The sequence below is a fragment of the Herbaspirillum sp. 1173 genome (assembly GCF_031455335.1).
In the GTDB taxonomy this organism is placed as follows: Bacteria; Pseudomonadota; Gammaproteobacteria; order Burkholderiales; family Burkholderiaceae_D; genus Herbaspirillum; species Herbaspirillum huttiense.
The window spans coordinates 24,492-49,219 of the sequence record NZ_JAVDSP010000009.1 but is presented as its reverse complement, the minus strand read 5'-3'; the positions used below and the strand labels follow the sequence as shown (position 1 = coordinate 49,219).

24 protein-coding genes and 1 riboswitch are annotated in these 24,728 nt (G+C 63.9%); of the genes, 15 read left to right on the top strand and 9 right to left on the bottom strand.

Annotated features, from left to right (window positions below):
* Nucleotides 1–13: 13 nt before the first annotated feature.
* The 5 genes from J2X56_RS22440 (at nucleotide 14) to J2X56_RS22420 (ending at nucleotide 4,164) form a co-directional block, all read left to right on the top strand.
* On the top strand, nucleotides 14–856 hold the full coding sequence (locus tag J2X56_RS22440; RefSeq protein WP_121040651.1) for a biotin--[acetyl-CoA-carboxylase] ligase: 843 nt from the start codon (nucleotides 14–16) through the stop codon (nucleotides 854–856).
* Nucleotides 853–1,653: a type III pantothenate kinase gene (locus tag J2X56_RS22435; RefSeq protein WP_204726975.1), complete on the top strand. Its 801-nt coding sequence runs from the start codon at nucleotides 853–855 to the stop codon at nucleotides 1,651–1,653. The genes J2X56_RS22440 and J2X56_RS22435 overlap by 4 nt, the downstream gene beginning before the upstream one ends.
* Nucleotides 1,654–1,721: 68 nt before the next feature.
* Entirely contained in the window at nucleotides 1,722–2,504 is a 783-nt protein-coding gene (locus J2X56_RS22430) for a hypothetical protein (RefSeq protein ID WP_034331769.1), read from the top strand.
* A 131-nt stretch (nucleotides 2,505–2,635) separates the two neighbouring features.
* On the top strand, nucleotides 2,636–3,529 hold the full coding sequence (gene argB / locus J2X56_RS22425; protein ID WP_121040645.1) for an acetylglutamate kinase: 894 nt from the start codon (nucleotides 2,636–2,638) through the stop codon (nucleotides 3,527–3,529).
* 110 nt (nucleotides 3,530–3,639) lie between these two features.
* Nucleotides 3,640–4,164, top strand: coding sequence for a DUF2059 domain-containing protein (locus J2X56_RS22420; RefSeq protein ID WP_121040643.1), 525 nt, complete (start codon nucleotides 3,640–3,642; stop codon nucleotides 4,162–4,164).
* A gap of 82 nt (nucleotides 4,165–4,246) precedes the next feature.
* On the opposite strand, the gene J2X56_RS22415 is transcribed toward J2X56_RS22420, so the two are convergent.
* Nucleotides 4,247–5,149, bottom strand: coding sequence for a TraB/GumN family protein (locus tag J2X56_RS22415; RefSeq protein ID WP_310162808.1), 903 nt, complete (start codon nucleotides 5,147–5,149; stop codon nucleotides 4,247–4,249).
* Between the two features lie 95 nt (nucleotides 5,150–5,244).
* Here J2X56_RS22415 and J2X56_RS22410 point away from each other — a divergent pair, with 95 nt between their 5' ends.
* Nucleotides 5,245–5,982, top strand: coding sequence for an HAD-IA family hydrolase (locus tag J2X56_RS22410; RefSeq protein ID WP_121040639.1), 738 nt, complete (start codon nucleotides 5,245–5,247; stop codon nucleotides 5,980–5,982).
* 22 nt (nucleotides 5,983–6,004) lie between these two features.
* Here the strand turns inward: J2X56_RS22410 and J2X56_RS22405 are convergent, their stop codons facing one another.
* The 4 genes from J2X56_RS22405 to J2X56_RS22390 all read right to left on the bottom strand — a co-directional run bounded on the left by J2X56_RS22405 (nucleotide 6,005) and on the right by J2X56_RS22390 (nucleotide 9,811).
* A complete protein-coding gene (locus J2X56_RS22405; protein WP_121040637.1) occupies nucleotides 6,005–6,577 on the bottom strand; it encodes a Fur family transcriptional regulator in 573 nt (190 codons plus the stop codon).
* Between the two features lie 135 nt (nucleotides 6,578–6,712).
* A complete protein-coding gene (gene xerC, locus J2X56_RS22400) occupies nucleotides 6,713–7,705 on the bottom strand; it encodes a tyrosine recombinase XerC (RefSeq protein ID WP_121040635.1) in 993 nt (330 codons plus the stop codon).
* A gap of 34 nt (nucleotides 7,706–7,739) precedes the next feature.
* Entirely contained in the window at nucleotides 7,740–8,408 is a 669-nt protein-coding gene (locus tag J2X56_RS22395; RefSeq protein WP_039783642.1) for a DUF484 family protein, read from the bottom strand.
* A 251-nt stretch (nucleotides 8,409–8,659) separates the two neighbouring features.
* Nucleotides 8,660–9,811 (bottom strand): porin, encoded by a 1,152-nt coding sequence (locus J2X56_RS22390; RefSeq protein WP_121040633.1) that lies wholly within the window; start codon nucleotides 9,809–9,811, stop codon nucleotides 8,660–8,662.
* Nucleotides 9,812–10,178: 367 nt separating this feature from the next.
* On the opposite strand from J2X56_RS22390, the gene J2X56_RS22385 reads away from it, so the two are divergent.
* Nucleotides 10,179–11,795, top strand: a complete 1,617-nt coding sequence (locus J2X56_RS22385; protein ID WP_121040631.1) for a tetratricopeptide repeat protein — start codon at nucleotides 10,179–10,181, stop codon at nucleotides 11,793–11,795.
* Nucleotides 11,796–11,899: 104 nt separating this feature from the next.
* Here J2X56_RS22385 and dapF read toward each other — a convergent pair whose 3' ends face one another.
* From dapF to J2X56_RS22370, 3 genes are read right to left on the bottom strand one after another with little or no spacing between them, the layout of a single operon-like run.
* Nucleotides 11,900–12,763, bottom strand: a complete 864-nt coding sequence (gene dapF, locus J2X56_RS22380; RefSeq protein WP_121040629.1) for a diaminopimelate epimerase — start codon at nucleotides 12,761–12,763, stop codon at nucleotides 11,900–11,902.
* A 58-nt stretch (nucleotides 12,764–12,821) separates the two neighbouring features.
* A complete protein-coding gene (locus tag J2X56_RS22375) occupies nucleotides 12,822–13,706 on the bottom strand; it encodes a lipid A biosynthesis acyltransferase (protein ID WP_034331920.1) in 885 nt (294 codons plus the stop codon).
* Complete coding sequence (locus tag J2X56_RS22370; protein ID WP_121040627.1) at nucleotides 13,703–14,548, bottom strand: lysophospholipid acyltransferase family protein; 846 nt, start codon at nucleotides 14,546–14,548, stop codon at nucleotides 13,703–13,705. Before J2X56_RS22370 ends, J2X56_RS22375 begins: the two co-directional genes overlap by 4 nt.
* Nucleotides 14,549–14,737: 189 nt before the next feature.
* Here J2X56_RS22370 and metK point away from each other — a divergent pair, with 189 nt between their 5' ends.
* From metK to metF, 4 genes are all read left to right on the top strand, one after another.
* Nucleotides 14,738–15,901, top strand: a complete 1,164-nt coding sequence (gene metK, locus J2X56_RS22365; RefSeq protein ID WP_259433421.1) for a methionine adenosyltransferase — start codon at nucleotides 14,738–14,740, stop codon at nucleotides 15,899–15,901.
* A 219-nt stretch (nucleotides 15,902–16,120) separates the two neighbouring features.
* Nucleotides 16,121–16,210: riboswitch (S-adenosyl-L-homocysteine riboswitch) on the top strand.
* Nucleotides 16,211–16,259: 49 nt separating this feature from the next.
* A complete protein-coding gene (gene ahcY / locus J2X56_RS22360; RefSeq protein ID WP_121041348.1) occupies nucleotides 16,260–17,666 on the top strand; it encodes an adenosylhomocysteinase in 1,407 nt (468 codons plus the stop codon).
* Between the two features lie 153 nt (nucleotides 17,667–17,819).
* Nucleotides 17,820–18,173, top strand: a complete 354-nt coding sequence (locus J2X56_RS22355; RefSeq protein WP_008332818.1) for a phage holin family protein — start codon at nucleotides 17,820–17,822, stop codon at nucleotides 18,171–18,173.
* Nucleotides 18,170–19,012 (top strand): methylenetetrahydrofolate reductase [NAD(P)H], encoded by an 843-nt coding sequence (gene metF, locus J2X56_RS22350; RefSeq protein WP_310162787.1) that lies wholly within the window; start codon nucleotides 18,170–18,172, stop codon nucleotides 19,010–19,012. The genes J2X56_RS22355 and metF overlap by 4 nt, the downstream gene beginning before the upstream one ends.
* A 45-nt stretch (nucleotides 19,013–19,057) precedes the next feature.
* Here the strand turns inward: metF and J2X56_RS22345 are convergent, their stop codons facing one another.
* A complete protein-coding gene (locus J2X56_RS22345; RefSeq protein WP_310162785.1) occupies nucleotides 19,058–19,654 on the bottom strand; it encodes a 5-formyltetrahydrofolate cyclo-ligase in 597 nt (198 codons plus the stop codon).
* 34 nt (nucleotides 19,655–19,688) lie between these two features.
* Between J2X56_RS22345 and J2X56_RS22340 the strand changes: the two genes are divergently transcribed.
* The 4 genes from J2X56_RS22340 (at nucleotide 19,689) to J2X56_RS22325 (ending at nucleotide 24,720) form a co-directional block, all read left to right on the top strand.
* Complete coding sequence (locus tag J2X56_RS22340; protein WP_121040622.1) at nucleotides 19,689–21,689, top strand: lytic transglycosylase domain-containing protein; 2,001 nt, start codon at nucleotides 19,689–19,691, stop codon at nucleotides 21,687–21,689.
* Between the two features lie 73 nt (nucleotides 21,690–21,762).
* Nucleotides 21,763–22,731 carry a complex I NDUFA9 subunit family protein gene (locus J2X56_RS22335; RefSeq protein WP_310162779.1) on the top strand — a complete coding sequence of 323 codons (969 nt, stop codon included), beginning with the start codon at nucleotides 21,763–21,765 and terminating at the stop codon, nucleotides 22,729–22,731.
* A 44-nt stretch (nucleotides 22,732–22,775) separates the two neighbouring features.
* Nucleotides 22,776–23,477, top strand: coding sequence for a glutathione S-transferase family protein (locus J2X56_RS22330; protein ID WP_034331932.1), 702 nt, complete (start codon nucleotides 22,776–22,778; stop codon nucleotides 23,475–23,477).
* A gap of 10 nt (nucleotides 23,478–23,487) precedes the next feature.
* A complete protein-coding gene (locus J2X56_RS22325) occupies nucleotides 23,488–24,720 on the top strand; it encodes a multifunctional CCA addition/repair protein (RefSeq protein ID WP_310162775.1) in 1,233 nt (410 codons plus the stop codon).
* The last annotated feature ends 8 nt before the right edge of the window (nucleotides 24,721–24,728 follow it).

Sequence of the window (24,728 nt, the reverse complement as noted above, 5' to 3'; positions counted from 1 at the left end):
TTACAATGCCCGCATGACACTGACTTTTCCCATGCCCGCCGAGTCTGAATCGGCACCGCTGGTGCGTCCCGAGCGCATCGGCATGCTCCTGGCCGGTTCCGATCCCCAGGGGCAGCAACGCATCGATGTCGAAGCCGTGGCCGAGACCGGTTCCACCAATGTCGACCTGATGCAGCGCCTGTCGTCCCTGCAGCGTCCGCTGCTGCTGGTGGCCGACCGCCAGACCGCCGGCCGTGGCCGCGCGGGCCGTCCGTGGCGCGCCGCACCGGAAGATTCCCTGACCTTTTCGCTGGCCTGGCGCCTGCAGCGTCCCATGCACGCGCTGCTGGGTCTGCCGCTGGCTGTGGGCGTGGCGCTGGCCGAGGCGCTGGAAGTGTTCGGCATCCGGCCGCAACTGAAGTGGCCCAATGACGTCTTGCGCGATGGCGCCAAGCTGGCCGGTGTCCTGATCGAGACCGCCGCGGATGGCCGCCAGGGCAATGCCACCTGGGCCGTGATCGGCATCGGACTGAATCTGGCGGTTCCGCCGGGGCTGGAAGATGAACTGCAGCGCGCCATCGGTGCGGCCCCCGAACTGCAGAAGCCGCCGCGCGAAACCGTGCTGGCCATCATCGCCAGCGCGCTGGCAGGCGTATTGGAAGAGTTCGAGGCGCGCGGCTTCGGGGCCTTCGTCAAGCGCTGGGAAGCCTTCCACGCCTATGCCGGCCAGGCCGTCAAGATCGTCGAGAATGGCCGCGTGCTGCAGGAAGGCACGGCCGTGGGCGTGGACATGATGGGCCGATTCCTCATGGACACCGAGGCCGGGCAGGTCGAGATCCTGGCCGGGGATGTCTCCTTGCGGTTGCAAGACGCATGAGGCTGCTGGTCGACGCCGGCAACACCCGCATCAAGTGGGCGGTCGTGGCCGATGCGGAACGGACCACGCTGCCGCTGCCGCGCTGGCAACAACAAGGCGCGGTGGAACGCGCCCAGGTGGAGAGGCTGGCACGGGACTGGGGGGCACTGGCCAGACAGGCTGCTCCTGAGGAGGCGTTGCAGATCTGTGTGTCCAACGTCGCCGGCCCGGCCCTGCGCGACAGCCTGCAGGCCCTTCTGCACGGTGTCTTCGGACCGCGTGTGATCGTCGAATGGTTCGCTTCCACAGCCGAGCGGGCTGGCGTGCGCAATGGCTACCGCCATCCCGGCCAGTTGGGCTGCGACCGCTTTGCGGCGGCCATTGGCGCGCGGGCCCTGTTTCCGGACCAGGAGTTGCTGGTGGCGACCTGCGGCACGGCCACCACCATCGACGTGGTCAGTGCCGACGGGTGCTTCGAGGGCGGCATGATCCTGCCGGGATTCGGTACCATGGCCACCTCGCTGGCCTTGAATACCGCCCAGCTGCCGCGCATCGATGGCGCCGCACCGCCCGAACGCCTGTTTGCGGACAATACCGTCGAGGCCATCGTCGCCGGCTGCATCGCGGCCCAGGTCGGAGCCATCGAGCATGCGCTGGCCGAGCGGCGGCGCCTGCGTCCGAACGTTCCGCTGCGCTGCCTGCTGGCCGGGGGCGCCGGCTTGTTGCTGGCGCCGTATCTCGCATCGGGCGATACGCCGCTGGAAAAAGTGGATAATCTGGTGCTCATAGGCCTTCATATGGCCACCATGCGGGTATGAACCATGGACGCTGAGCGCTTGTCCATGCAGACAGGCAAATCAATGAGGGCAAGGAAGACTGGGCGCGGATGAAGCTGAAACTGCTTTTTTGGCTGTTGCTGGTAGGTAACGTGGTCCTGTTCGGGATGTCGCGCGGCTATTTCGGTGCCAACGCGTCCGAACGGCGCGAGCCGCAGCGCCTGGCTGAGCAGTTGCGCCCGGAACTGCTCAGCGTGCTGCCCGCCAATAGCGACAAACTCGCGTCGCAACTGCGCGCGCAGCCAGCGATCGCGCAGGCCGCCGCTGCCGACACTGGGACGGCGGCCGCAGCGCCTGCCCCTGCGGCCACCCCCGCCACGGCAGCCCCGGCCCAGCCAGCGGTCCCGCAGGTCGCCACGGTCACGCCTTCCTGTACCGAAGTCGGCAACTTTACCGCCGCCGACGCCCGCCGCTTCTCGGACCAGCTGGCCAGCCTCAAGCTGGGCGACAAGGTGGTCCAGAAGCTGACCCAGGACGTCACCAGCCACATGGTCTACATCCCGCCCCAGGATGGCCGCGAGGGCGCGGACCGCCGCATCGCCGAACTGCGCCGGCTGGGTATCGGCGATTTCTACGTCATTCCAGACAGTTTCCCCAATCCGGCACTGCGTTCGGGCGTCTCGCTGGGCATCTTCCGTACCGAGGAGGCGGCCAAGGCCTATGTGGGCCAGTTGATCTCGCGGGGCGTGCGCAGCGCCCGCATCATTGCGCGCCGCTCGGGGGCCGGCAAACAGGTATTCCAGCTGCGCGACCTGAGCCCGGAAGCCCGCACCGCACTGGAGAACATCAAGAGCGCCTTCCCGGATCAGGAAATCCGCGCCTGCAGCGCCTGAGCGCGGCGGCGTTGTCTGGATAGGACACGCCGCATGTTGCAGTGCGAAGGCAAGCGGCTTTCCATGTAAAATCGCGTCCCTAACCGCATCACCCCATCACTTTTTCCTCATCGCATCGACAGGACATTGCCATGACCACCGACCTCACCCACGTAGCCCCGCAGATCAAAGCCGAAATCCTGGCCGAGGCGCTGCCGTATATCCGCAAATTCCACGGCAAGACCATCGTGGTCAAGTACGGCGGCAACGCGATGACCGAAGAGAGCCTGAAGCACGGCTTCGCGCGCGACGTGATCCTGTTGAAGCTGGTCGGCATGAACCCGGTGGTGGTCCACGGCGGCGGCCCGCAGATCGATGCGGCGCTCAAGAAGATCGGCAAGCAGGGGACCTTCGTGCAGGGCATGCGCATTACCGATGAAGAAACCATGGAAGTGGTGGAATGGGTGCTGGGCGGTGAGGTGCAGCAGGACATCGTGATGCTGATCAATCACTACGGCGGCCAGGCGGTGGGTCTGACCGGCAAGGACGGCGGCCTGATCCGCGCGCGCAAGATGCAGATGCCGGACAAGGAGCATCCGGGTCAATTCCTCGACATCGGCTACGTGGGTGAGATCGACGCGATCAACCCGGCGGTGGTCAAGGCGCTGCAGGATGATGCCTTCATCCCCATCATCTCGCCGATCGGTTTCGGCGACGACGGCCAGGCCTACAACATCAATGCCGACGTGGTGGCCGGCAAGATCGCCGAGATCCTGCACGCCGAAAAGCTGATCATGATGACCAACATCGCCGGTGTCCAGGACAAGGCCGGCAACCTGCTGACCGACCTGTCGGCGCGCGAGATCGACGAGATGTTCGCCGACGGCACCATCTCCGGCGGCATGCTGCCCAAGATTTCCTCGGCGCTGGATGCGGCCAAGTCGGGCGTGAACACGGTGCACATCATCGATGGCCGTATTGAACACTCGCTGCTGCTGGAAGTGCTGACCGAGCAGGCCTTCGGGACCATGATCCGTTCGCACTGATCCACACGCGATTCAAGTTTCAACATCAAGGCGGCGCAGATCGCCATGAACCCCCAAAGGATGGTGCCCCCATCCTTTTTTGTTTGCCTTCCTCATCGACTGGAGAAACCATGATGCATCACCGCCGTATCCTGCTGGCCGTCGCGTTGTCGGCCTTGGCTGCCCTGTCTGCCGTCTCGGCACCTGCGCTGGCGGCACCCGCCAGCGAGGACACCGTTCGCCAGATATTGGAAGTGACCCAATCGCGTCAGCTCGTTGACGGCATCATGGACCAGCAGGCAGCGCGCATGGATCAGGTCATGACGGCGGTGCTCGCGGGGCACAAGCCCACCCCGGCTCAGCAGCAGGCGATGGACAAGATGAAATTCCGCATGCTCAACCTCATCAGGGAGAGCATCAACTGGGAGAAGATGGAGCCGGCCTATATACGCCTCTACCGTGAGACCTTCACGGAGGAAGAGGTGCAGGGTATGCTCGACTTCTACCGGACCCCGGCCGGACAGGCCATGATCCACAAGTTGCCAGTGTTGATGCAGCGGAACATGGACCTGATGCAGCAATCGCTCATCGCGATGCAGCCCAGGATGCAGCAGATCCAGCAGGACTTCATGGCGGAAATCAAGGCGGCGAAGTAAGCCGCTTTCTGACGCTGGTGAGATGGACGGGGATGAGTGTGCTCATCCCTGTTTTGTTTCCGGATATCGTGGACCGACCGGGTCAATAGAGCTGTCTGACCTGCAGGCCTTGCTTGCCCAGCAGCACCGGCACGCTGTCCGGCCCGACCAGATGCAGGATCCCGATAGCCGCCACGGCCTTGTCCTGTTGGCGCAGCAGTCCGGCAATGCCCGCCGCCAGGCCAGGATTGCGCTCACGCAGCAGGGTTTGCACGGCAAAGCGGCTGGCGAAACTGTCATCCTGCTGCATCTCCTGCAAGGCGGCACCGAAGTCGGCACTGTCGGCCCTGCGCCAGGCCGCCACCAGGCGATCGAGCTTGCGGGCAAGGTCGGCATCGTCCAGCTCCTGCAGGGTATCGGACAGGAATTGCGCCTGCTGCGCCGGCGTCAGCTTGCTGAACAGGCCCAGCTGGCGGTCGGCGCTTTCCAGTTCGATCACCCTGCCACCATGTGCGCGCACGCTCTCAGCCAGGTGGCTGTCGACGGCCAGGTCGGTGCGATAGCCGTGGCGCACATATTCCTGCACGGTCAGGGCCATGGCCAGCATCCAGGGACGAAGTTGCTGTACGTTGTCCGGCGTCATGCCGAAACGCTGCAGCGTGGTCCGGGTCCGTTCGCGCAGCGCCGGGTCGAGTTGGTCCAGCAGTTGTTGACCGGCAGGATAGACCGCATAGCGTTGCACGGAGCTCTGCATGGCGGCGGTGTTCTGCGGATCCAGTTCCAGCGCCAGCGTGGGGGCGGCGGCCAGGGCTTGCTGAAGTTTCGGTTCCAGCGGATAGAAATCGGGTGCGCCGACGTGGATGGTGCCAAACAGCAGCAGCGTATGGCGGCCATCGGAGACCTGGTAGAGCGCGCCGCGCGGCGGGGCGGCCGGAGCTGCATCGGCTGGCGTCGCGGCGCGGGCCGGGGAGAGCAAGTTCAGGCAGGACAGCCAGGTCAAACTCACTATAATCAAGCGTTGCATCAATCCGGTCACTGCTGGCCTTTCTTTCCTAGCTTGCTGAAGGTGCGCCCCGGCGACGGCGGCGCGCCGGTCTTTTTATGGCGTCCAATACTACACCGCTCTGGCTGTTCGATCTCGACAATACCCTGCACAACGCCTCGCACGCGATCTTCCCCGCCATCAACACCAACATGAACCGCATCATCAAGCGCGTGCTGGACAACGATGGCCAGCCCAGCGACGAAGCCGCGGTCAATTACCTGCGGCGGCATTACTGGAAGCTCTACGGCGCAACCCTGCTGGGGCTGGTGCGGCATCATGGACTGGGGGTGGATGAATTCCTGCATGAAGCGCATCTGTTCGACGACCTCCCGGGCATGGTGCGCGCCGAGCGCGGCATCGGCCGCTGGCTCTCGCAGTTGCCGGGGCAGAAGATCCTGCTCACCAATGCGCCGCGCCGCTATTCGCGCGAGCTGGTGCGGCACCTGGGGCTGCATCGCCATTTTTCGCATCACATTTCCATCGAATCCATGCACGTGCATCGCCAGCTGCGCCCCAAGCCTTCGCGCATCATGCTGCGCAAGCTGTTGGCGCGCCACAAGGTGGCCCCACGGCGCTGCATCCTGGTCGAGGATACGGTGGATAACCTCAAGAGCGCCCGCGAGTTGGGCGTGCGCACGGCATGGGTCACCCAGTACCTGCGCGGCAGCCAGGCCCTGCTCGGGCACATGGGAGGCCAGCGTGCGCTCAGTCGCCTGCCGGGTTTTGTCGATGTGAAGGTTCGTTCAGTGCAGCAGCTGCCGCGACGGCTCGCGGCGCTGGGTGCTGCGCGCTGACCTGAAGGGATGTGTCAAAAAGTCAGTCGGCGCAGTCGGCGCACCAGCCTTTGATGGTCAGTTCCACTTCGTGACTCTGGAAGCCCTTGCCCAGGGTCTTGCGCAAGGCCGACTGCAGTTGCGCGGCGGTGGAGCGGTGACGGTCGGCATCGGGCAGCACGGTGGCCAGGAAGTCGGTGCCATCGCTGGCATCCAGGCAGAACACGCGGTTGCAGCGGGTGCACTTGAAGTGGCCGTGCTGGTGCTGCTTGCCCTGCGCATGGTCGTGCAGCCCGTGTTCAGCGTGATCGGCACCAGCGCTGTAGCGGAAGATGCGGTCGTCGCTGGAGATCTTGTGTGCCAGGCCGGCTTCGGTCAGGCAATCCAGGGCACGGTAGAGGGTGACCCGGTCCATGTCGGCAAAGCGATCCTGGATATCCTGATGGGAGGCGGCGCTGCGGGTTTCCAGCAGCGCGCCCAGCACGTTGACCCGGGCTTGCGTCACGCGCACGCCGGCCTCGCGCAGCTGCGCCTCGGCCAGCGCGATCACCGTCGCAGCCTGGGCGGCGGTGCTGGCGGGAGAGGAGTCGGCGGCTTTGGCTTTCATGGTCGGCATGGGCGAGTGTGCTGGGCCAGCAGGACTGGCGAAAGGATTCGGTAGCACGTGGCGTGCGGAAGCCTCCATTTTAGCCGATCACGGCCCGGCGCTCGCGGCGGCGCGGCCGGCGGCCGGACTGTGGCTCGTCATTGACTATTTCCCGCCGCCCTTGCGGGCGCGCGGATGGGCCTGGTCGTAGACCTGGGCCAGGCGCTGGAAGTCCAGTGCGGTGTAGACCTGGGTGGCGGTGATGGAAGCGTGGCCCAGCATTTCCTGTACCGCCCGCAAGTCCCCCGAACTCTGCAGTACATGCGAGGCGAAGGAATGCCGCAGCATGTGCGGATGGACGTCGGCCGGCATCTCCACACTCTTGCCATGCGCTTTCAGGCGCAGCTGCGTGACCCGGGGCGACATGCGCGCTCCACGTTCGTTGAGAAACAGCGCATGGCCATCCATGCCGCCATCGGCCTTGACCAGACTGGCGCGCAGGGGCAGCCAGTCGCGGATCGCCTGCAGCGCGGCCTGCCCGACCGGGACCTTGCGCTTCTTGCCGCCCTTGCCGGTCACGGTGACTTCCGCTTCTTCCAGATCGATCCAGCCTGCTGATTCGTAAGGGCCGTCGCGTACGTCTTTCACATCAATGCCGGCCAGTTCAGAGACCCGCAGCCCACTCGAATACAGCAGTTCGAACATGGCCCGGTTGCAGGCCGCCAGGGTGGAATCGGGGTCGCGCGCCGGATCGGCCTGGGAGACCAGGCGGATGGCTTCGTCGGCCGGCAGGGCCTTGGGCAGGGGTTTGCTTTTCTTGGGTGGCTTGACGCCGTCGACCGGGTTGGCAGGCATCGCCTGTTCCACGGCCAGCCAGGCAAACAGGCCGCGCCAGGCCGACAGCTTGCGCGAGATGGAGCGTGCATTCAGCCCGCGCGCATGCAGGCGCGCAGCGCATTTGCGGATCTGGGCCTGGGTCACGCGCTGCAGCGCGGGTTCGGCCTCTTGCGGTTGATCGGCGGGGGCCAGCAGGGCGCGCAGCTCCTGCAGGTCGCGCGCATAGCTGTCCAGCGTGTGCGGCGACAGCTTGCGCTGGCTGCGCAGGAAGGAAAGATACTGTCCGATCAGGGAAGAAGCCGGGGAGGTTGGGCCATCCATGGCATGACTCCCGGTGGGACGCGCTCGGCCGCGCTCAGCGCAGCAGGCAGGCCAGGGCGGCGCTGCCGGTTTCGCCGATGCGGGTCAGGAAATCGGTGCCCATGTCGGCAGTGAAGCGATTCGGATCGGGCGATCCCAGCACCAGCAAGCCGAAGGCTTCCGGTGCCGCACCGACGCGCAGCGGCAGCATGGCGACCGACTTCACGGAGGCGGCATCGTCCAGCCAGGTCGCGGCTTCGAAATCCTTGTTGGGGCCGCAGAACGGGGCCGACAGGCCATTGGCGAAGATGCGGGCGTCGTCCGAGACTTCCTGCGTGGCCCAGTTGCCGGCGTGGGCCGGGCCCAGATTCCACAGGCGGACGGTGACTTGCGGCACGTGGAAGATCTCCTGCAGGCGGTCCACCAGCACGCGCGGCAGGTCGTCGGCATCGCGCGTGAGCAGCAGAGCGCGGCTCCATGCCTGGAACTTGCTGGTGATCTCGTCGTTTTCCTGGGCGATACGCATGAGATCGGCCATGCGCAGTTCCTGTACGCGGATCTTCTCGCGCAGGATTTCCATCTGGCGTTCCTGCAGCGACACGGCGCGGCCCATGACCGGGCTGGTGAGCTTGACCGTCGAAAGCAGTTCGGCGTGCTCCTCGAAGAAATGAGGGTGGTCGAGCAGGTAGTCGGCAATCAGGCTGGAATCCAGTTCGGTGGTCATCGTCGCGGGGTCTGTGTTGGAGTGCCGGTGGCGCGCGGGGAGGGGCGCACCGGAAGTATCGCGAGATTATCCTCGCTATCGGACACACTGACAATCATCGGCGCCGTTCGGGGAGTTGGACGGGGCGATGGCAGCGGATGAGGGCAAAAAGAAAGAGGCCTGCATGATTGCTCATGCAGGCCTCTTTCGGTACGACTCAGGTTCAATTCAGGTTGAAACCGATGTGTTCACACCGGCTTCAGGTCCTTGAATTAGAACTTGTGACGGATACCAACTGCAACAGCGGTTTGGCTGTCGCTGGCGTTGCCAATGGCGGCGGTACCGGTTGCATCGCCGAACACGCCGGTGTTGGCCATGTCGGTTGCGCGGATGTTAGCCACGAATGCGTACAGGTCGGTACGCTTGGACAGCCAGTAGTCGGTGCCCAGGCTGATTTGGGTCAGCTTGCCCTTGGAGGACGAGTTGAAGTCAGCACGGGTGTGGGTCACTGCGCCCAGCAGCTTCAGGGACGGGCTCAGGGAGTAAGCGGTACCCAGTTCATAGATGTCGGCCTTGTTGGCAGCACCCAGAGTCTTGGCAGCAACGGCGGTCGGCGAACCGGTGTTCAGGTCTTGCTTGACGCGCGAGTAGTTACCGTACACGCGGGCCGGACCGAACTGGTACGAAGCCACGACGTTCAGGCCCTTGTAGGCGCTGTTACCGGCTTGGGTAGCGGTAGCGGTCGACAGCAGGCTGGTGTCCGAAGGAGTTGCGCCTTGCTTGGACTGGTAGTAGTTGATGCCCAGACCCAGAGGACCGTTGTCGTACTTGCCGCCGATGCCGAAGGATTGGCCAGCGGAGGTTTGGCCAGCGGTTTCGCCGAAGCCGTACATCAGGTTACCAGTGAAGCCGCTCAGGTTGGCGGTGGTGTAGCTGATGGAGTTGTTGGTACGGGTACCTTCCAGGCGGTTCAGGTTGTGGCCAACAGCGCCGGTCACGCCACCGAAATCGTTCACGGAGGTGTAAGCGGAGATGGTGTCAGCGAAGTCGGTTTGACGGCCAACCAGCACGGTGCCGAAGCCACCCGACAGACCAACGACCGACTTGCGACGGAACAGGTTGGTGGTGTTCGGATCTTGGCCGTTCAGAGCGCCGTTGTCGTTGTTGAAGCCGGTTTCCAGTTGGAACACAGCCGACAGGCCGCCGCCCAGATCTTCAACGCCCTTGAAGCCGATACGCGAACCTTGGATGATGCCGGAGTTCAGACCGAACTTGCTGCCGGTGCTGGCGTTGCCAGTGTTGACAGCCTTGCTGGTGTAAACCAGACCGGTATCAACGATACCGTAGATAGTAACGGAGCTTTGTGCTTGAGCAGCACCTGCGAACGCGCCGAGGACGGCCAGTGCCAGCAGAGATTTTTTCATTTGACATCCTTCTATAAAAATAGTCTTGAGGATCCGTACTTCTGGTCGGATGGTGAGACATTAAGGGTTCTCATTTGGCGTGGCCGCAGATTGGTCGCGTGGAGGGAGGAATTTTGGTTGAAAGCGTCAATCCACGGATGGAGTGTTGTTTTTTTCAAACGCTTTCCTGCCCGTCAATGCATGACAGGCAAATTTTGGCTTGCAGCGTGTCACTCATTAACGGCATGGCCGCGCAAAACTTGATCCGCCCCGTCTCGTCAACACGTTTGTTGTTAAAACGATACATTTGGATACTTTTCCAGGGAATTTTAAAAAAATGTCGATTGTGCGGCATAATTTTGGCTTTCTGACCTGATGTGGAGGCTGGATGGCCAATCGCGAAGATCTAGCAATCATCCGGGCAGCACGTGCCGGAGATGCCCAGGCGCAACTGAACCTGGGCCAGCGCTACCTGTTTGGCGGCAATGGTTTGCCGCAAAGTCCGGGCACCGCATGGCACTGGCTGGAGCGGGCTGCCCGCCAGGGCTTGGCCGATGCCTGGATGCTCATTGCCCGGCATATTCCCTATGAAGTTGTGAGCCAGCTGGGCAAGCCGCACGAAGCTGCGCAATGGTACGAGCGCGCCTTCGAGGCGGGGGCCACGCGCGCTGGTCTGACCTTGGCGCGCCTGCTCCTGGAACATCCTGCCGGCGTGGCGGCGGCCAGTCCCGAGCAGAAGAGCCGCGCGCTGCGCGCGCTGGAAACGGTGGCAGCGGAGGGCGATCCGGATGCCCAGTGGCTGCTGGCGCGTCAGGGTGAACGCATGCTGGTCCCGACAGCAGTATCGTCAGAGGCCGCAGCCGATGTGGCGCCAGCGGCGGCCGCGACGGTCAGGCCCGAGCAATTGCAGCAGTGGACGCAGAAAGCCGCCGATGCCGGCATCGAGCAAGCCCAGCATGCGCTGGCCGACAGCGCCTGGCAGCAGTCCGACTTTGTGGCCTTCCGCCAGCGCGCCCAGCCCCTGGCCGATGCCCTGTTGCGCCAGCATGAACAGCAAGTGGCGCAGCTCAATGCTCCTTCAGAGGCGCTGGCTGCAGCGCTCGGTGCGCAGAACATCCAGTTGCTGCGCCGCCTGGCCGAAGTGCACCAGTCCGACAAGCGCCCTGATCTCCTGCAGGCCCAGCAACTGCTGGAACTGGCGGCCCTGGCCTGCGACCGGGATGCGCAACTGGCCCTGGGCCTGTTGTATGGGCGGGTAGATGCCTCGGGTGAGCGCCGATTTGCCGGACAAGGCTCGGCCAATTACAAGAAGGCCATCCGCTGGCTGACCTTGGCGGGCGAGCAGGGGATGGCAGCGGCCTGGTTTGTTCTTTCCCGTATCTATTTGAAGCCGGAATTTTCACAGCGCAACCTTGCCGATGTGCAGCATTATTTGGAGCGTGCCGCCGAGATGGGTCATGTGGAGGCGCAGCTGGAATGCGGCGTGGGCGCGTGGCGCAACCGGCGTGACGATCCCGCCAATGACGTGCGTGCGCTGTACTGGTTGCAAAAGGCGGCAAGCCAGGGTGCGCAACAGGCGCAAGCCTTGCTCGACAAGGTGGCGGATCGTCCGCAATCTGCCGCCTGGGCCGTGCAGGCCCGCGCACAGATGAGCCGCGAGCAGGTCAATGCCCATCCCTTCCTGGCCGCCCGCATCGAGCTGGCCATGCTGTTTGGCCTGACCCGGCCCGAAGCCCTGTTGATCGACCTGAAGCAGGCGGATTGCGGACATTGCCTGATGATCGACATCCGCAGCCAGTACGCGCGCAGCAAGCGGCGGCTCATCATGGTGGAGACCGGCGAGCAGCGTGGTACGCTCAACCGTATCGGACGGCTCTTCGAAGACATGGACTGCGGTCCCAGCGGGCCGGAAGGCAATTACCGCCAGCGTCTGTACCGTCTGAAGACCGTGCTGCCCCAGTCGCAGGAAGACGAGGAAACCGAGACCCAGGATCTGGCGGCCTGACTGAACCTGAAGTCACTGTTCAGCGCAAGCCTTGCAGCGCAAATGAAAAGCGGCTTGCTGATGCCTCAGCAAGCCGCTTTGTTATATCTGCTGTCGGTCCGGGATCAAAGAGAATCAGGCAGTTCGATTTCGCCTTCAAACACCGTCACCGCGGGGCCAGTCATCATCACCGGTTCGCCCGGGCCGGCCCAGGCGATGTTGAGCACGCCGCCGTGCGTCTGGACCGCTACCGGCGAATCCAGCAGGCCACGGCGGATACCCGCGACGACCGCGGCGCAGGCGCCGGTGCCGCAGGCCAGGGTTTCTCCTGCACCGCGTTCGTAGACGCGCAGATTGATGTGATGGCGATCCGCCACCTGCATGAAGCCCGCGTTGACGCGCCTGGGAAAACGTTCATGGTGCTCGATCAGCGGTCCGTCCACCAAGACCGGGGCCGCTTCGCTGTCCTCCACCACTTGCACCGCATGCGGGTTGCCCATCGACACCACCGAGATCCAGGTGGTCTTGCCGGCCACGTCCAGCGGCCACAGCGTGTCCTCGGCTTCGGTGCGGTGTTGCAGGCCGCGGCTGTCGAAGGGGACGTCGGCCGGCGTGAGGATGGGCGCGCCCATGTCCACGGTGATCTGGCCGTCTGCTTCCAGGCGCGGTTCGATTACGCCGGACATGGTTTCCACCCGGATCGCCCGCTTGTCGGTCAGGCCCTTTTCGGTAACGAAACGCACGAAGGCGCGCGCGCCGTTGCCGCATTGCTCCACCTCGCCGCCATCGGCGTTGTAGATGCGATAACGGAAATCGACGCCAGGGGCTTGCGCCTTTTCCACCACCAGCATCTGGTCGGCCCCGATGCCGAAGCGGCGGTCGGCGATGAACTGCCACTGGGCTGGGGTGAGCGAAATGGCCTGGTTCACGGCATCAAGCACGACGAAGTCGTTGCCGGCACCATGCATCTTGGTAAATTTGATTTTCATCACATCATTATAAGTACGCCGCGCCCGATTCACAGGGCGCAGGGAGGGAGATCAGGGCCTAGTGCTGGCCCTTGCGGTAGACGTCGGGCTCGCCCGGGGGCCGGTTCTTGAAACGCTTGTGCGCCCAGAAATATTCGGCCGGGGCTTCCAGCACGCGTTCTTCGATGAAGGCATTCATGCGGCGGGTGGCGGCCACGATATCGTCGCCCGGATAGTTTTCCCAGGCCGGATAGAAAGTGGTCTTCCAGCCGCGATAGCCGGGCAGGAAGGTGGTGATCACCGGCACCACCGACGCGCCGGTGGCCGCCGCGATGCGGGCGGTGGCGGTGAGCGTAGCGGCCGGCACGCCGAAGAAGGGGACGAACTCGGCATCGCGGGTGCCGAAATCCATATCCGGCAGCATGATGAAGGGCAGGCCCTCGCGCATGGCGCGAATGATGGGTTTGACCCCTTTCTCGCGCGCCAGCAGGGTCACCGGGCGGAAGCGCGAGCGTCCCTTGAGCAGGGCCTGGTCCACCACTTCGTTCTGCTGGCGGGAATAGATGGTGCAGACCGAGTAGTCCGAGTTGAGCACCAGCGCGATGCCGGGAATCTCCAGGCAGACGAAATGCGGGCACAGCAGGATGGTCGGACCCTTGTCGAGCGTCTCGAAGGGAATGCCGGGCTCGACCTGGATCAGGCGCTTCAGGCGGGACTCCGGGGCCCACCACAGGATGCCGCGCTCCAGGGCGCTGCGGGCGTAGGCCTGGAAGTGGCGGCGGGCGATGAGGCGGCGTTCCTCTTCCGATTTCTCGGGAAAGCACAGCCGCAGGTTGATCAGGGTGATCCGGCGGCGCGGGCGCATATAGATATAGAGCAGCCAGCCCAGCGCCTCGCCCAGCCGTCCCAGAATGGGCAGCGGCAACCAGTGCAGCAGCCACATCAGCCCGATCAGGGCTCTCATTGAGCGGCTCCCGGCGGGGTTACACCCGGGGGCGTCTTGTAGCGGTTGTAGCTCCAGATGTATTGCGCCGGGCAGCGGGCGATCAGCTTTTCCATGGCGGCGTTGATGGCACGAGCCTGTTGCTCGGGCGTTTCGCCCAGTTCACCTTCAAAGGCCACGAAATGGATGGCGTAGCCGCGTCCCCAGGACAGGCGCTCGGCATAGGCCAGGATGATGGGCGCGCCGCTCATCTGTTGCAGCTTGGCTGGCAGGGTCATGGTATAGGCCGGCTTGCCGAAGAAATTGGCCCACACGCCTTCGCCATTCTGCGGCACCTGGTCCGGCAGCAGGCCGATGGCCTGGCCATTCTTCAAGGCCTTGAGCAGGATACGCACGCCGGACAGGTTGGCCGGTGCCAGGTGCAGGTTGGCGCGGGCGCGGGCACCCTCGATGAGCGGCTTGAGTGCGGCCTTGCGCGGTGGGCGGTACAGCACGCTCAGGCTGTGATGGCGCGCCACCGACTGCGCCGAAATCTCGAAACAGCCCAGGTGCGGAGTGAGGAAGACGATGCCGGCCTTGGCGTCCAGTGCCTGCTGGACCAGATCCCAGTTGACGATGCGCGCCGTGCGCAACACCCGTTCCGGGCGGGCGCACCAGATGAAGGGTAGCTCGAACATGCCCTTGCCGGCTTCCCCGACCGATTTCCACAGGCTGCCGCGATGGCCGGCCAGGGTGATGTTGTCAGTCAGGCGGCGGCGATAGGCGGGGGAGAGCAGGAAAACCAGCCAGCCCACCACCACGCCGAGGGCATGCAAGGCCGGCAGCGGCAGGAAAGAGAGCAGGCGGAATAAAGAAACGAGCATACTTGCCGATAACAAAAAGGCGGAGTTGCTCCGCCGTCAAATTGCAGAAAAATGCAAGACGCGTAAAATAGCACAAGCCGTCGAGTTAATGACAACTTGCGAGACGGGGTACAAATATCGCTAAAGCGTCGCAGGCACGACTAACGATGGGCCGCGACATTGGTAAATCGTTTTCAGTCAGAGGCTTGCATGTCCAACGAATATCTCTTCACTTCCGAATCCGTCTCCGAAGGCCATCCCGACAAGGTTGCCGACCAGATTTCGGACGCCATCCTGGATGCCATTTTCACCCAGGATCCTCAATCCCGCGTCGCCGCCGAAACCCTGTGCAACACCGGTCTGGTGGTCCTCGCCGGTGAAATCACCACCCGCGCCAACGTCGACTACATCGATGTGGCCCGCGAAACCATCAAGCGCATCGGCTACGACAACGCCGACTTCGGCATCGACTACAAGAGCTGCGCCGTGCTGGTGGCCTACGACAAGCAATCTCCCGACATCGCTCAGGGCGTGGACGAAGGCCGTGGCGTTGATCTGGAGCAAGGTGCCGGCGATCAGGGCCTGATGTTCGGCTACGCCTGCAATGAAACCCCGGAACTGATGCCTGCCGCAATCTATTACGCCCACCGCATCGTCGAGCGCCAGTCGCAACTGCGCAAGGATGGCCGCCTGCCCTGGCTGCGTCCGGATGCCAAGTCGCAGGTCACGCTGAAGTATGTGGATGGCAAGCCGGTCGCCATCGATACCGTGGTGCTGTCGACCCAGCACGCGCCCGAGATGGAGCAGAAGGACATCCACGAAGCCGCCATCGAGGAAATCATCAAGCCGGTGCTGCCGGCCGAGTGGCTCAAGAACACCCGCTACCTGATCAACCCGACCGGCCGTTTCGTCATCGGCGGCCCGCAGGGCGACTGCGGCCTGACCGGCCGCAAGATCATCGTCGATACCTATGGTGGCGCGGCGCCCCACGGTGGCGGTGCTTTCTCCGGCAAGGACCCGTCCAAGGTCGACCGTTCGGCTGCCTATGCCGGCCGCTACGTGGCCAAGAACATCGTCGCAGCCGGCCTGGCCGAGCGTTGCCAGATCCAGGTGTCCTATGCCATCGGTATCGCCAAGCCGACTTCGGTCATGGTGACCACCTTCGGCACAGGCAAGATCAGCGATGAAAAGCTGGCCCAACTGGTGCAAGAGCACTTCGACCTGCGTCCCAAGGGCATCGTCCAGATGCTGGATCTGCTGCGTCCGATCTACGCCAAGACCGCCGCTTACGGCCACTTCGGCCGCGAAGAGCCGGAATTCACCTGGGAGCGCACCGACAAGGTCGCCGCCCTGCGTGCCTCGGCCGGCCTGTAAGCCAGTCCATCCGGCACGAGCCGGCTTGCAGTATGCACAATGAAGCGCCAATGCATCTGCAAACCTGCTGGAAAGGCGTGTGAATAGTGATTCACACGCCTGTTCCGAGGATTGACTAACGCCTGACCCGCGCTACAATGCTGTTCCCGCGAATGAAGATTCGCGCACTGTTCCGATGTTGGCATTGCGTCCGGAACGCCAAATCTCACAATGCCTCACCGCTGCAAGGAGCGTTGCGACAGGGACATTCCCTGCCAGGCTTGAAGCGGTGAACAGGCGCAAGTCGCCTGGCAACCGCGCTCACGTTACTTTTTTTCTGGCTTTTTCATGAAAGGAGGGCGTGAACAGCGCCATTGCCATGACCACCAATCCTACCCAAGACTACATCGTCGCAGACATCAAGCTGGCCGACTGGGGCCACAAGGAAATCAAGATCGCCGAAACCGAAATGCCGGGCCTGATGGCGATCCGCGAGGAATTCGCTGCCTCCCAGCCCCTGAAGGGCGCGCGCATCACCGGTTCGCTGCACATGACCATCCAGACCGCCGTGCTGATCCAGACCCTGGAAGCACTGGGCGCCAAGGTGCGTTGGGCTTCCTGCAACATCTACTCGACCCAGGATCACGCTGCTGCGGCCATCGCGGCCAACGGCACCCCGGTGTTCGCCGTCAAGGGCGAAACCCTGGATGAATACTGGGATTACACCCACCGCATCTTCGAATGGACCGACGGTGGCTATTCCAACATGATCCTGGACGATGGCGGCGACGCCACCGTGCTGCTGCACCTGGGCACCCGTGCCGAGGCGGACATTTCGGTGCTGGACAAGCCGGATTCGGAAGAAGCCGTGTGCCTCTTCAACGCCATCAAGCGCACCCTGGCCAAGGACCCGCAGTGGTATTCCAAGCGCATCAAGGAAATCAAGGGCGTCACCGAAGAGACCACCACCGGCGTGCACCGCCTGTACCAGATGTTCAAGGAAGGCAAGCTGGCTTTCCCGGCCATCAACGTCAACGACTCGGTCACCAAGTCCAAGTTCGACAATCTGTACGGCTGCCGCGAATCGCTGGTGGACGGCATCAAGCGCGCCACCGACGTGATGATCGCCGGCAAGGTCGCCATCGTGGCCGGTTACGGTGACGTCGGCAAGGGTTCGGCTCAGGCCCTGCGCGCGCTGTCGGCGCAAGTGTGGGTCACCGAGATCGATCCGATCTGTGCCCTGCAGGCCGCCATGGAAGGCTATCGCGTGGTGACCATGGACTACGCCGCCGAACACGGCGACATCTTCGTCACCGCCACCGGCAACTACCATGTGATCACCCACGAGCACATGAAGAAGATGAAGGACCAGGCCATCGTCTGCAACATCGGCCACTTCGACAATGAAATCGAAGTTGCCGCCCTGAAGCAGTACACCTGGGAAAACATCAAGCCGCAGGTCGACCACGTGATCTTCCCCGATGGCAAGCGCATCATCCTGCTGGCCGAAGGCCGCCTGGTGAACCTGGGTTGTGCCACCGGCCACCCGTCCTACGTGATGAGCTCGTCCTTCGCCAACCAGACCATTGCCCAGATCGAACTGTTCGTCAACACCAAGGACTATCCGGTCGGCGTCTACACGCTGCCCAAGCACCTGGACGAAAAGGTCGCCCGTCTGCAATTGAAGAAACTCAATGCGCAGTTGAGCGAACTGACCGCCGAACAGGCCGCCTACATTGGCGTGAAGGTCGAAGGCCCCTACAAGCCTGAGCACTACCGCTACTGATTCCTGCCTGGCGCCGGCCTTCTCTTGATTTGAGGGGCCGGCCCTGCAGTCTCAGTATCATCTCCCGCCTGCGGACCTTGCATCCCCTCTTGAGGTGATGCAAGCTTCACGGGTGTCTTCATCACTCCCCCGACGGGATCGAAAGGTTTTTTCATGCGCCTGCTGCTGACCTGGCTCATCAACGCATTGGCCTTGCTGGCCGTTCCTTACCTGATGCACTCGGTGCAGGTCGACAGCTTCGGCTCGGCCCTGCTGGCCGCGCTGATCCTGGGGTTCGTCAATACCATCGTGCGCCCGGTGCTGGTGGTGCTGACCCTGCCGGTGACCATGCTCACCCTGGGCCTGTTCATCCTGGTCATCAATGGCCTCATGTTCTGGGTTGTGGCGCAACTGGTCGGCGGCTTCCACGTGGCCGGCTTCTGGTCTGCGGTCGGCGGCGCACTGCTCTACAGCATCGTGTCCTGGGCCCTGTCCACACTGTTGCTGAAATCGGGTTCGAATCAATGAGTACACATAATTTCAGTATCGAATTTTTCCCGCCCAAGACTGCCGAAGGGGCGGAAAAGCTGCGCGCTACCCGCGCCCGGCTGGCGGCGCTGGCTCCGAAGTATTTCTCGGTGACCTTCGGTGCCGGCGGTTCGACGCAACAAGGTACACGCGATACCGTGCTGGAAATCATCGGTGAAGGCCACGAGGCCGCACCGCACCTGTCCTGCATCGGCAGCTCGCGCGCCAGCCTGCGCGCCATTCTCGAAGATTACCGCTCCCAAGGCATCAAGCGCCTGGTGGCTCTGCGCGGCGACCTGCCCAGCGGCTATGGGGCGATGGATCAGGCTTCCAGCGAATTCCGCCATGCCAACGAACTGGTCGAGTTCGTGCGCGCCGAAACCGGCGACTGGTTCCACATCGAAGTGGCCGCCTATCCCGAGATGCACCCGCAAGCGCGCTCGCCGCAGGACGATGTGCAGAACTTCGCACGCAAAGTGAAGGCCGGTGCCAATTCGGCCATCACCCAGTATTTCTACAATGCCGACGCCTACTTCCGCTTCGTGGACGAGGCCGCCAGACTGGGCGCGACCGTTCCGGTGATTGCCGGCATCATGCCCATCACCAACTACACCCAGCTGATGCGCTTCTCGGACATGTGCGGTACCGAGATCCCGCGCTGGATCCGTCTCAAGCTGGCCAGCTACGGCGACGATACCGAATCGATCCGCGCCTTCGGCCAGGACGTGGTGATCCAGCTGTGCCAGCGCCTGCTGGCTGGCGGTGCGCCCGGTTTGCATTTTTATTCACTGAACCAGGCAGGGCCGACCGAGGCGATCTGGCAACAACTGGTGAAGTAGGCGGAGATTGCCTTTCCAAGCCGGACCTGGGTCCGGCTTTTTTCTTCATATATCGTCGAAAATGACGCTATCCAGCGCGATGTCGTGCGCCTGCCCTTCGAATTCGACCCGTCCGAAGCCGTGGCAGACCCCCACCGCCAGCGGCCGCGGACTGGCCGCCAACGTGCGGTCGTAGAAGCCGCCGCCATAGCCCAGACGGCATCCTGCCGCATTGACACCCAGGCAAGGAATCAGCAAGGCCTGCGGCTGCACGATGGTGGTCCCGGCCGGTGGCACGAGTGTGCCCATCCCATCCTTTTCCAGAGGATCGCCAGGCTGCCAGGCGCGAAATTCCAGCGCCGAATCTTTATCGACCACCACCGGCAGGCACAGGTGCACCCCGCGCGCGGCCAGCGCGTTATAGGCCGCAGACAGATCCGGTTCGCGCCGGATCGGCTGGTAAACCGCCAGGCTGTGGATGGCGTACGTGGCGCACCAGTCCAGTACCCGCTGCCCGATGATGGCATCGGCTGCGATCTTGTCCTCGTCAAGCAGGGCCTTGCGGCGCGCCAGCAGCTCTGCGCGCAGGCGCTGTTTGTGAAGGGCGGCCGCCTCCTGTTCCGTCGGTGGAGGGGGCGTATCGCGTGCTATGCTTGGGTTCATTATTTGTTCCAACAATCTGCATGAAGAAGCTTGCATGAGTATGCGTCCGAAGAATCATCCGTTCAACCAGCGCCTGCGCGCGCTGGCCGCCTCCGTGGCGCTCCCCCTGGCGCTGGCGACCGGCGCCATGCTCACCGCTGCGCCCGCCGCCCACGCCCAGAAGCGCGTGGCCCCGGACGCCGCTCCTGACGATATTTTCCTGGCCCTGCGCCAGGCGGCCGCCAGCGACAACGCCGCGCTGGCGCAAGACCTGGCCTCGCGGCTGTCGGGCTATGAGCTGGCGTCCTATGTCGATTACTACCGGCTCAAGCCGCGCGTGCGCGACTACAGCGCCAGCGAGCAGGAGATCCGCGATTTCCTGGCACGCTGGGACGGCCAGGCCATCGTTGATCGCCTGCGCAACGACTGGCTGCTGGCCCTGGGCAAGACCGGCAACTGGGCCGTCTTCGATGAGCAGTACCCCAAGTTCGTGCTCAATGATGATACCCAGGTCAAGTGCTTCGCCCTGAACTCGCGCGCGCTCAAGGGGGCCAATGTGGCCGAGGAGGCGCGTGCGCTGCTGAGCAATCCCAAGGACTACGGCCAGGGCTGCAGCGACCTGATCGCGACCCTGGCGCAGAACGGCCAGTTCAGCGATGCCGATGTCTGGTTCCAGATCCGCCAGGCCGCCGAGAACGGCAATGCCACCGTGGCCCGCCGTGCGGCGGTGCTGGTCGACAGCGGCGATGTCAGCGTGACCCAGGTGATGGATCGTCCGGCGCTGATGCTGGCCAAGGGACCGGGCCGTGGCCCGGTGAACCACCAGCTCTACATCATCGCGCTGGGCCGCATCGCCAAGACCAATCCGTCCCAGGCCGCGACCTATCTCAACGATGCCGGCCGCAACATGAGCTCGCAGGAAGTCGCACAGGCTTGGGCACAGATCGCCCTGGCCGCATCCTACAAGCTGGCACCGGAAGCCTCGGACTACTGGCGCAAAGCCAAGGACGCGCCGCTGACCCAGGATGCGATGCAATGGAAGGTCCGCATGGCCCTGCGCGACGGCGACTGGAAGACCGTGCGCAAGACCATCGAAGCCATGCCGGCCCCGCTGCGCAGCGACACCGCCTGGGTCTACTGGCTCGGCCGTGCCCTGAAGGCCGAAGGCCAGAACGAGGCCGCACGCCGCCTGTTCGAATCGATCGCGCCCAACTTCAGCTTCTATGGCCAGCTGGCGCTGGAAGAGCTGGGCCAGCAGATCACCATTCCGCCCGGCCCGACCCCGCCGGGTGCCGGTGAAGTGGCGCTGTATTCGCAGAACGCCGGCTTCAAGCGTTCGCTCAAGTTCTATCAGCTGAACCTGCGCTTCGAAGCCATCCGCGAATGGAACTGGGAACTGCGCAACATGACCGACCGCCAGTTGCTGGCCGCCGCTGAATACGCACGCCAGAATGATGTGCTGGACCGCATGGTCAACACCTCCGACCGCACCAAGACCGAGTTCGATTTCACCCAGCGCTTCCCGGCACCGCACCTGCCCGAGATGAATGCGGCCACGCGACCGCTGGGCATGGAGAACGCCTGGGTCTATGGCCTGATCCGCCAGGAGTCGCGCTTCATCAAGTCGGCCCGTTCGCATGTGGGCGCTTCCGGCCTGATGCAGCTGATGCCGGCCACCGCCAAGTTCGTTGCCAAGAAGATCGGGATGACCGAATTCACGGCTGACCAGGTCAATGACATCAACACCAACCTGCTGCTGGGCACCAGCTATCTGGACATGGTGTTGAACAACCTGGAAGGCTCGGAAACCCTGGCCACCGCCGGCTACAATGCCGGCCCCGGCCGTCCGCGCACCTGGCGCGCGACCTTGCCGCGTCCGGTCGAAGGGGCGATCTTCGCCGAGATCATCCCTTTCAATGAAACCCGGGGCTATGTCAAGAACGTGATGTCCAATGCGACCTACTATGCGGCCATGTTCGAGAACCGCCCGCAATCGCTGAAGCAGCGCATGGGTACGGTGGCCCCCAATGCCAACGTCGCCACCGACCTGCCCTGATCCCATCGCCGCGGCCGCCGTCCCTCGTTGACGCGGCGGCCAGCGGTTCCCCCTGGAAATCGGAGAGAGACAAATGGCAGTCAAGAAGATCCTCGTCATCGGCGGTTCCGGCTTCATCGGCACCCGCCTGATCGAACTGCTGGGCAGCACCACCGGCTACCGCATCATGGTGCCCACGCGCCGCTACGAGCGCGCCAAGCATCTGCTGGTCTCGCCCGTGGTCAGCGTGGTCCAGGCCAACATCCATGACGATGCCGTGCTGGCGCGCCTGGTAGCCGAGGCGGACGTGGTCATCAACCTGGTCGGCATCCTGCAATCGCGTCCGGCGCGTGGCGGTGCTCCTTATGGTCCGGATTTCGAACGCCAGCACGTGCTGCTGCCGCGCCGCATCGTGGCCGCCTGCGTGCAGCAGGGCGTGCCGCGCTACCTGCACATGAGCGCGCTGTGCGCCGATGCCCAGGGGCCGTCGATGTACCTGCGTTCCAAGGCGGCCGGCGAACAGGAAGCGCTGGCCTCTCCGGCGCTCGATGTGGCCATATTCCGTCCGTCGGTCGTGTTCGGCGAGGGCGACAATTTCATCAACATGTTCGCCGGCCTGAACCGCCTGTTCCCGGTGATTCCGCTGGGCAGCCCTGATGCGCGCTTCCAGCCGGTCTACGTGGGTGATGTGGCGCAGGCCTTCGTCAATGCCCTGGCCTTGCCGCGTCTGGGCGGCAAGCTGTTCGAGCTGGGCGGGCCCAAGCAATATTCTCTGCGTGAACTGGTGCGCCTGTCGGGCTGGTACAGCGGCCATCCGCGTCCGGTGATCGGCTTGCCCGATGCGGCCGGCTGGCTGCAGGCTTTCGCGCTGGAACACCTGCCGGGCAAGCTGATGAGCCGGGACAATGTCGCCTCGATGAAGGTGGACAATGTCCTGCACGGCCCCATCGCCCCCGAGCTGCAGCTCACGCCGCGCGCACTGGAAGACGTCATTCCCGGCTATCTCCTGCCGCGCAGCCCGCAACAGCAATTCGACTTTTTCCGTAGCACCGCGCGACGCTGAATGGTTCAGTCGCCGCGACATTGATCTTCGAGAAACGAGCTCCCATGCAAGATACAGAACTGGATCCGGTCTTGTCCGAAACCCTGCAAAAGGCCGGACGCCACATGCCCACCCTGGTGATCGCCAACAAGAATTATTCCTCGTGGTCGATGCGCCCGTGGGTCACCGCCGTGGCCTTCGATATCCCTTTCAAGGAAGTGCGCGTGCTGCTGGACCAGCCCGAGACCGCCGGCGAGATCGCCCGCTACACCGGCTCGGGCCGCGTGCCGGTGCTGCTCGATGGCGACATCGCGATCTGGGATTCGCTGTCCATCTGCGAATACCTGGCCGAGCAATTCCCTGACCGCCACCTGTGGCCGGCCCGCACCGATGCCCGCGCCATCGCGCGCAGCATCTGTGCCGAGATGCACTCCGGTTTCACCGGCCTGCGCACGGCCATGAGCATGGATATCCGTGGCCGCTACCCCGGCAAGGGGCGCACCGCCGACGCACAAGCCGATATCGCGCGCGTGTGCGAGATCTGGGAAGAGTGCCTCTCGCAATTCGGCCATCATGAATTCCTCTTCGGCGATTTCTCCATTGCCGATGCCTTCTATGCACCGGTGGTGATGCGCTTCGTCAGCTACCAGGTGCCGCTGGCTCCGGCCCTGCAAGCCTATGCCGACCGTGTGCGCGAGCACCCGGCGGTGGCGCGCTGGATCGCCGAGGCGCTGGCCGAGAAGGAAATCCTTCCGGACCACCAGTGAGGCGCAGCCGATGAAGACCTACACCGTCGGCGGCGCAGTGCGCGACGGCTTGCTGGGCCTGCCGGTGAAGGACCGCGACCACGTGGTGGTGGGGGCCACGCCGCAGCAGTTGCTGGAACTGGGTTTCCGCCCGGTCGGCAAGGACTTCCCGGTGTTCCTCCATCCCGATACCCACGAGGAATATGCCCTGGCCCGCACCGAGCGCAAGACCGCGCCCGGCTACAAGGGCTTCGCCTTCCATGCCGCACCCGATGTGACGCTGGAAGACGATCTCGCGCGCCGCGACCTCACCATCAATGCGATTGCGCAGGATGAGGATGGCACCCTGGTCGATCCGTATCACGGCCGTGCCGATCTTGAGGCGCGCGTATTTCGCCATGTCTCCGAGGCCTTTGTCGAAGATCCGGTACGCATCCTGCGCGTAGCACGTTTTGCGGCGCGCTTCGCCGATTTCACGGTGGCCCCGGAAACCAATGCGCTCATGCAGCGCATGGTGCAAGAGGGCGAGGTGGATGCGCTGGTGCCTGAACGCGTCTGGCAGGAACTGGCGCGCGGCCTGATGGAGCACAAGCCGTCTCGCATGTTCGAGGTCTTGCGCGCCTGCGGCGCCTTGCAGCGCATCCTGCCCGAACTCGATGCGCTGTGGGGCGTACCGCAGCCGGAGAAATGGCATCCCGAAATCGATACCGGTGTTCATGTGATGCTGGTGGTCGATTGGGCCGCCGCGCAGAATTTTTCATTGCCGATCCGATTTGCCGCGCTGTTGCACGACCTCGGCAAAGGCACCACGCCACCCGAGATCTGGCCGCGCCATCATGGCCATGAAGCGCGCAGCGAGCGTTTGGCCGAAGACGTCTGCACGCGCCTGAAGGTGCCCGGCGAATGCCGTGACCTGGCGCTGATGACGGCGCGCGAACATGGCAATGTGGGACGCTCCTTCGAGATGCGTCCCGATACCCTGGTCAAGTTCTTCGCACGGTGCGATGCCTTCCGCAAACCGCAGCGCTTCGTCGACATGCTGCGCGTCTCGGAATGCGACCATCGCGGCCGCACCGGGCTGGAGTTGCAGCCCTTCCCGCAGGCGGCTTATCTGGAAGGCGCACTGCAGGCCGCGCAGGCCATCGATGCCGGCGCCATCGCGCAGCAGCAGGCACAGCCGCAACGCATTCCTGAGGCCATCCTGGCGGCACGTACCGCGCAAGTGGCGGCCTATGTCGAGCAGCATCGTCCGGCGCAGTCTTGAGGAAACGT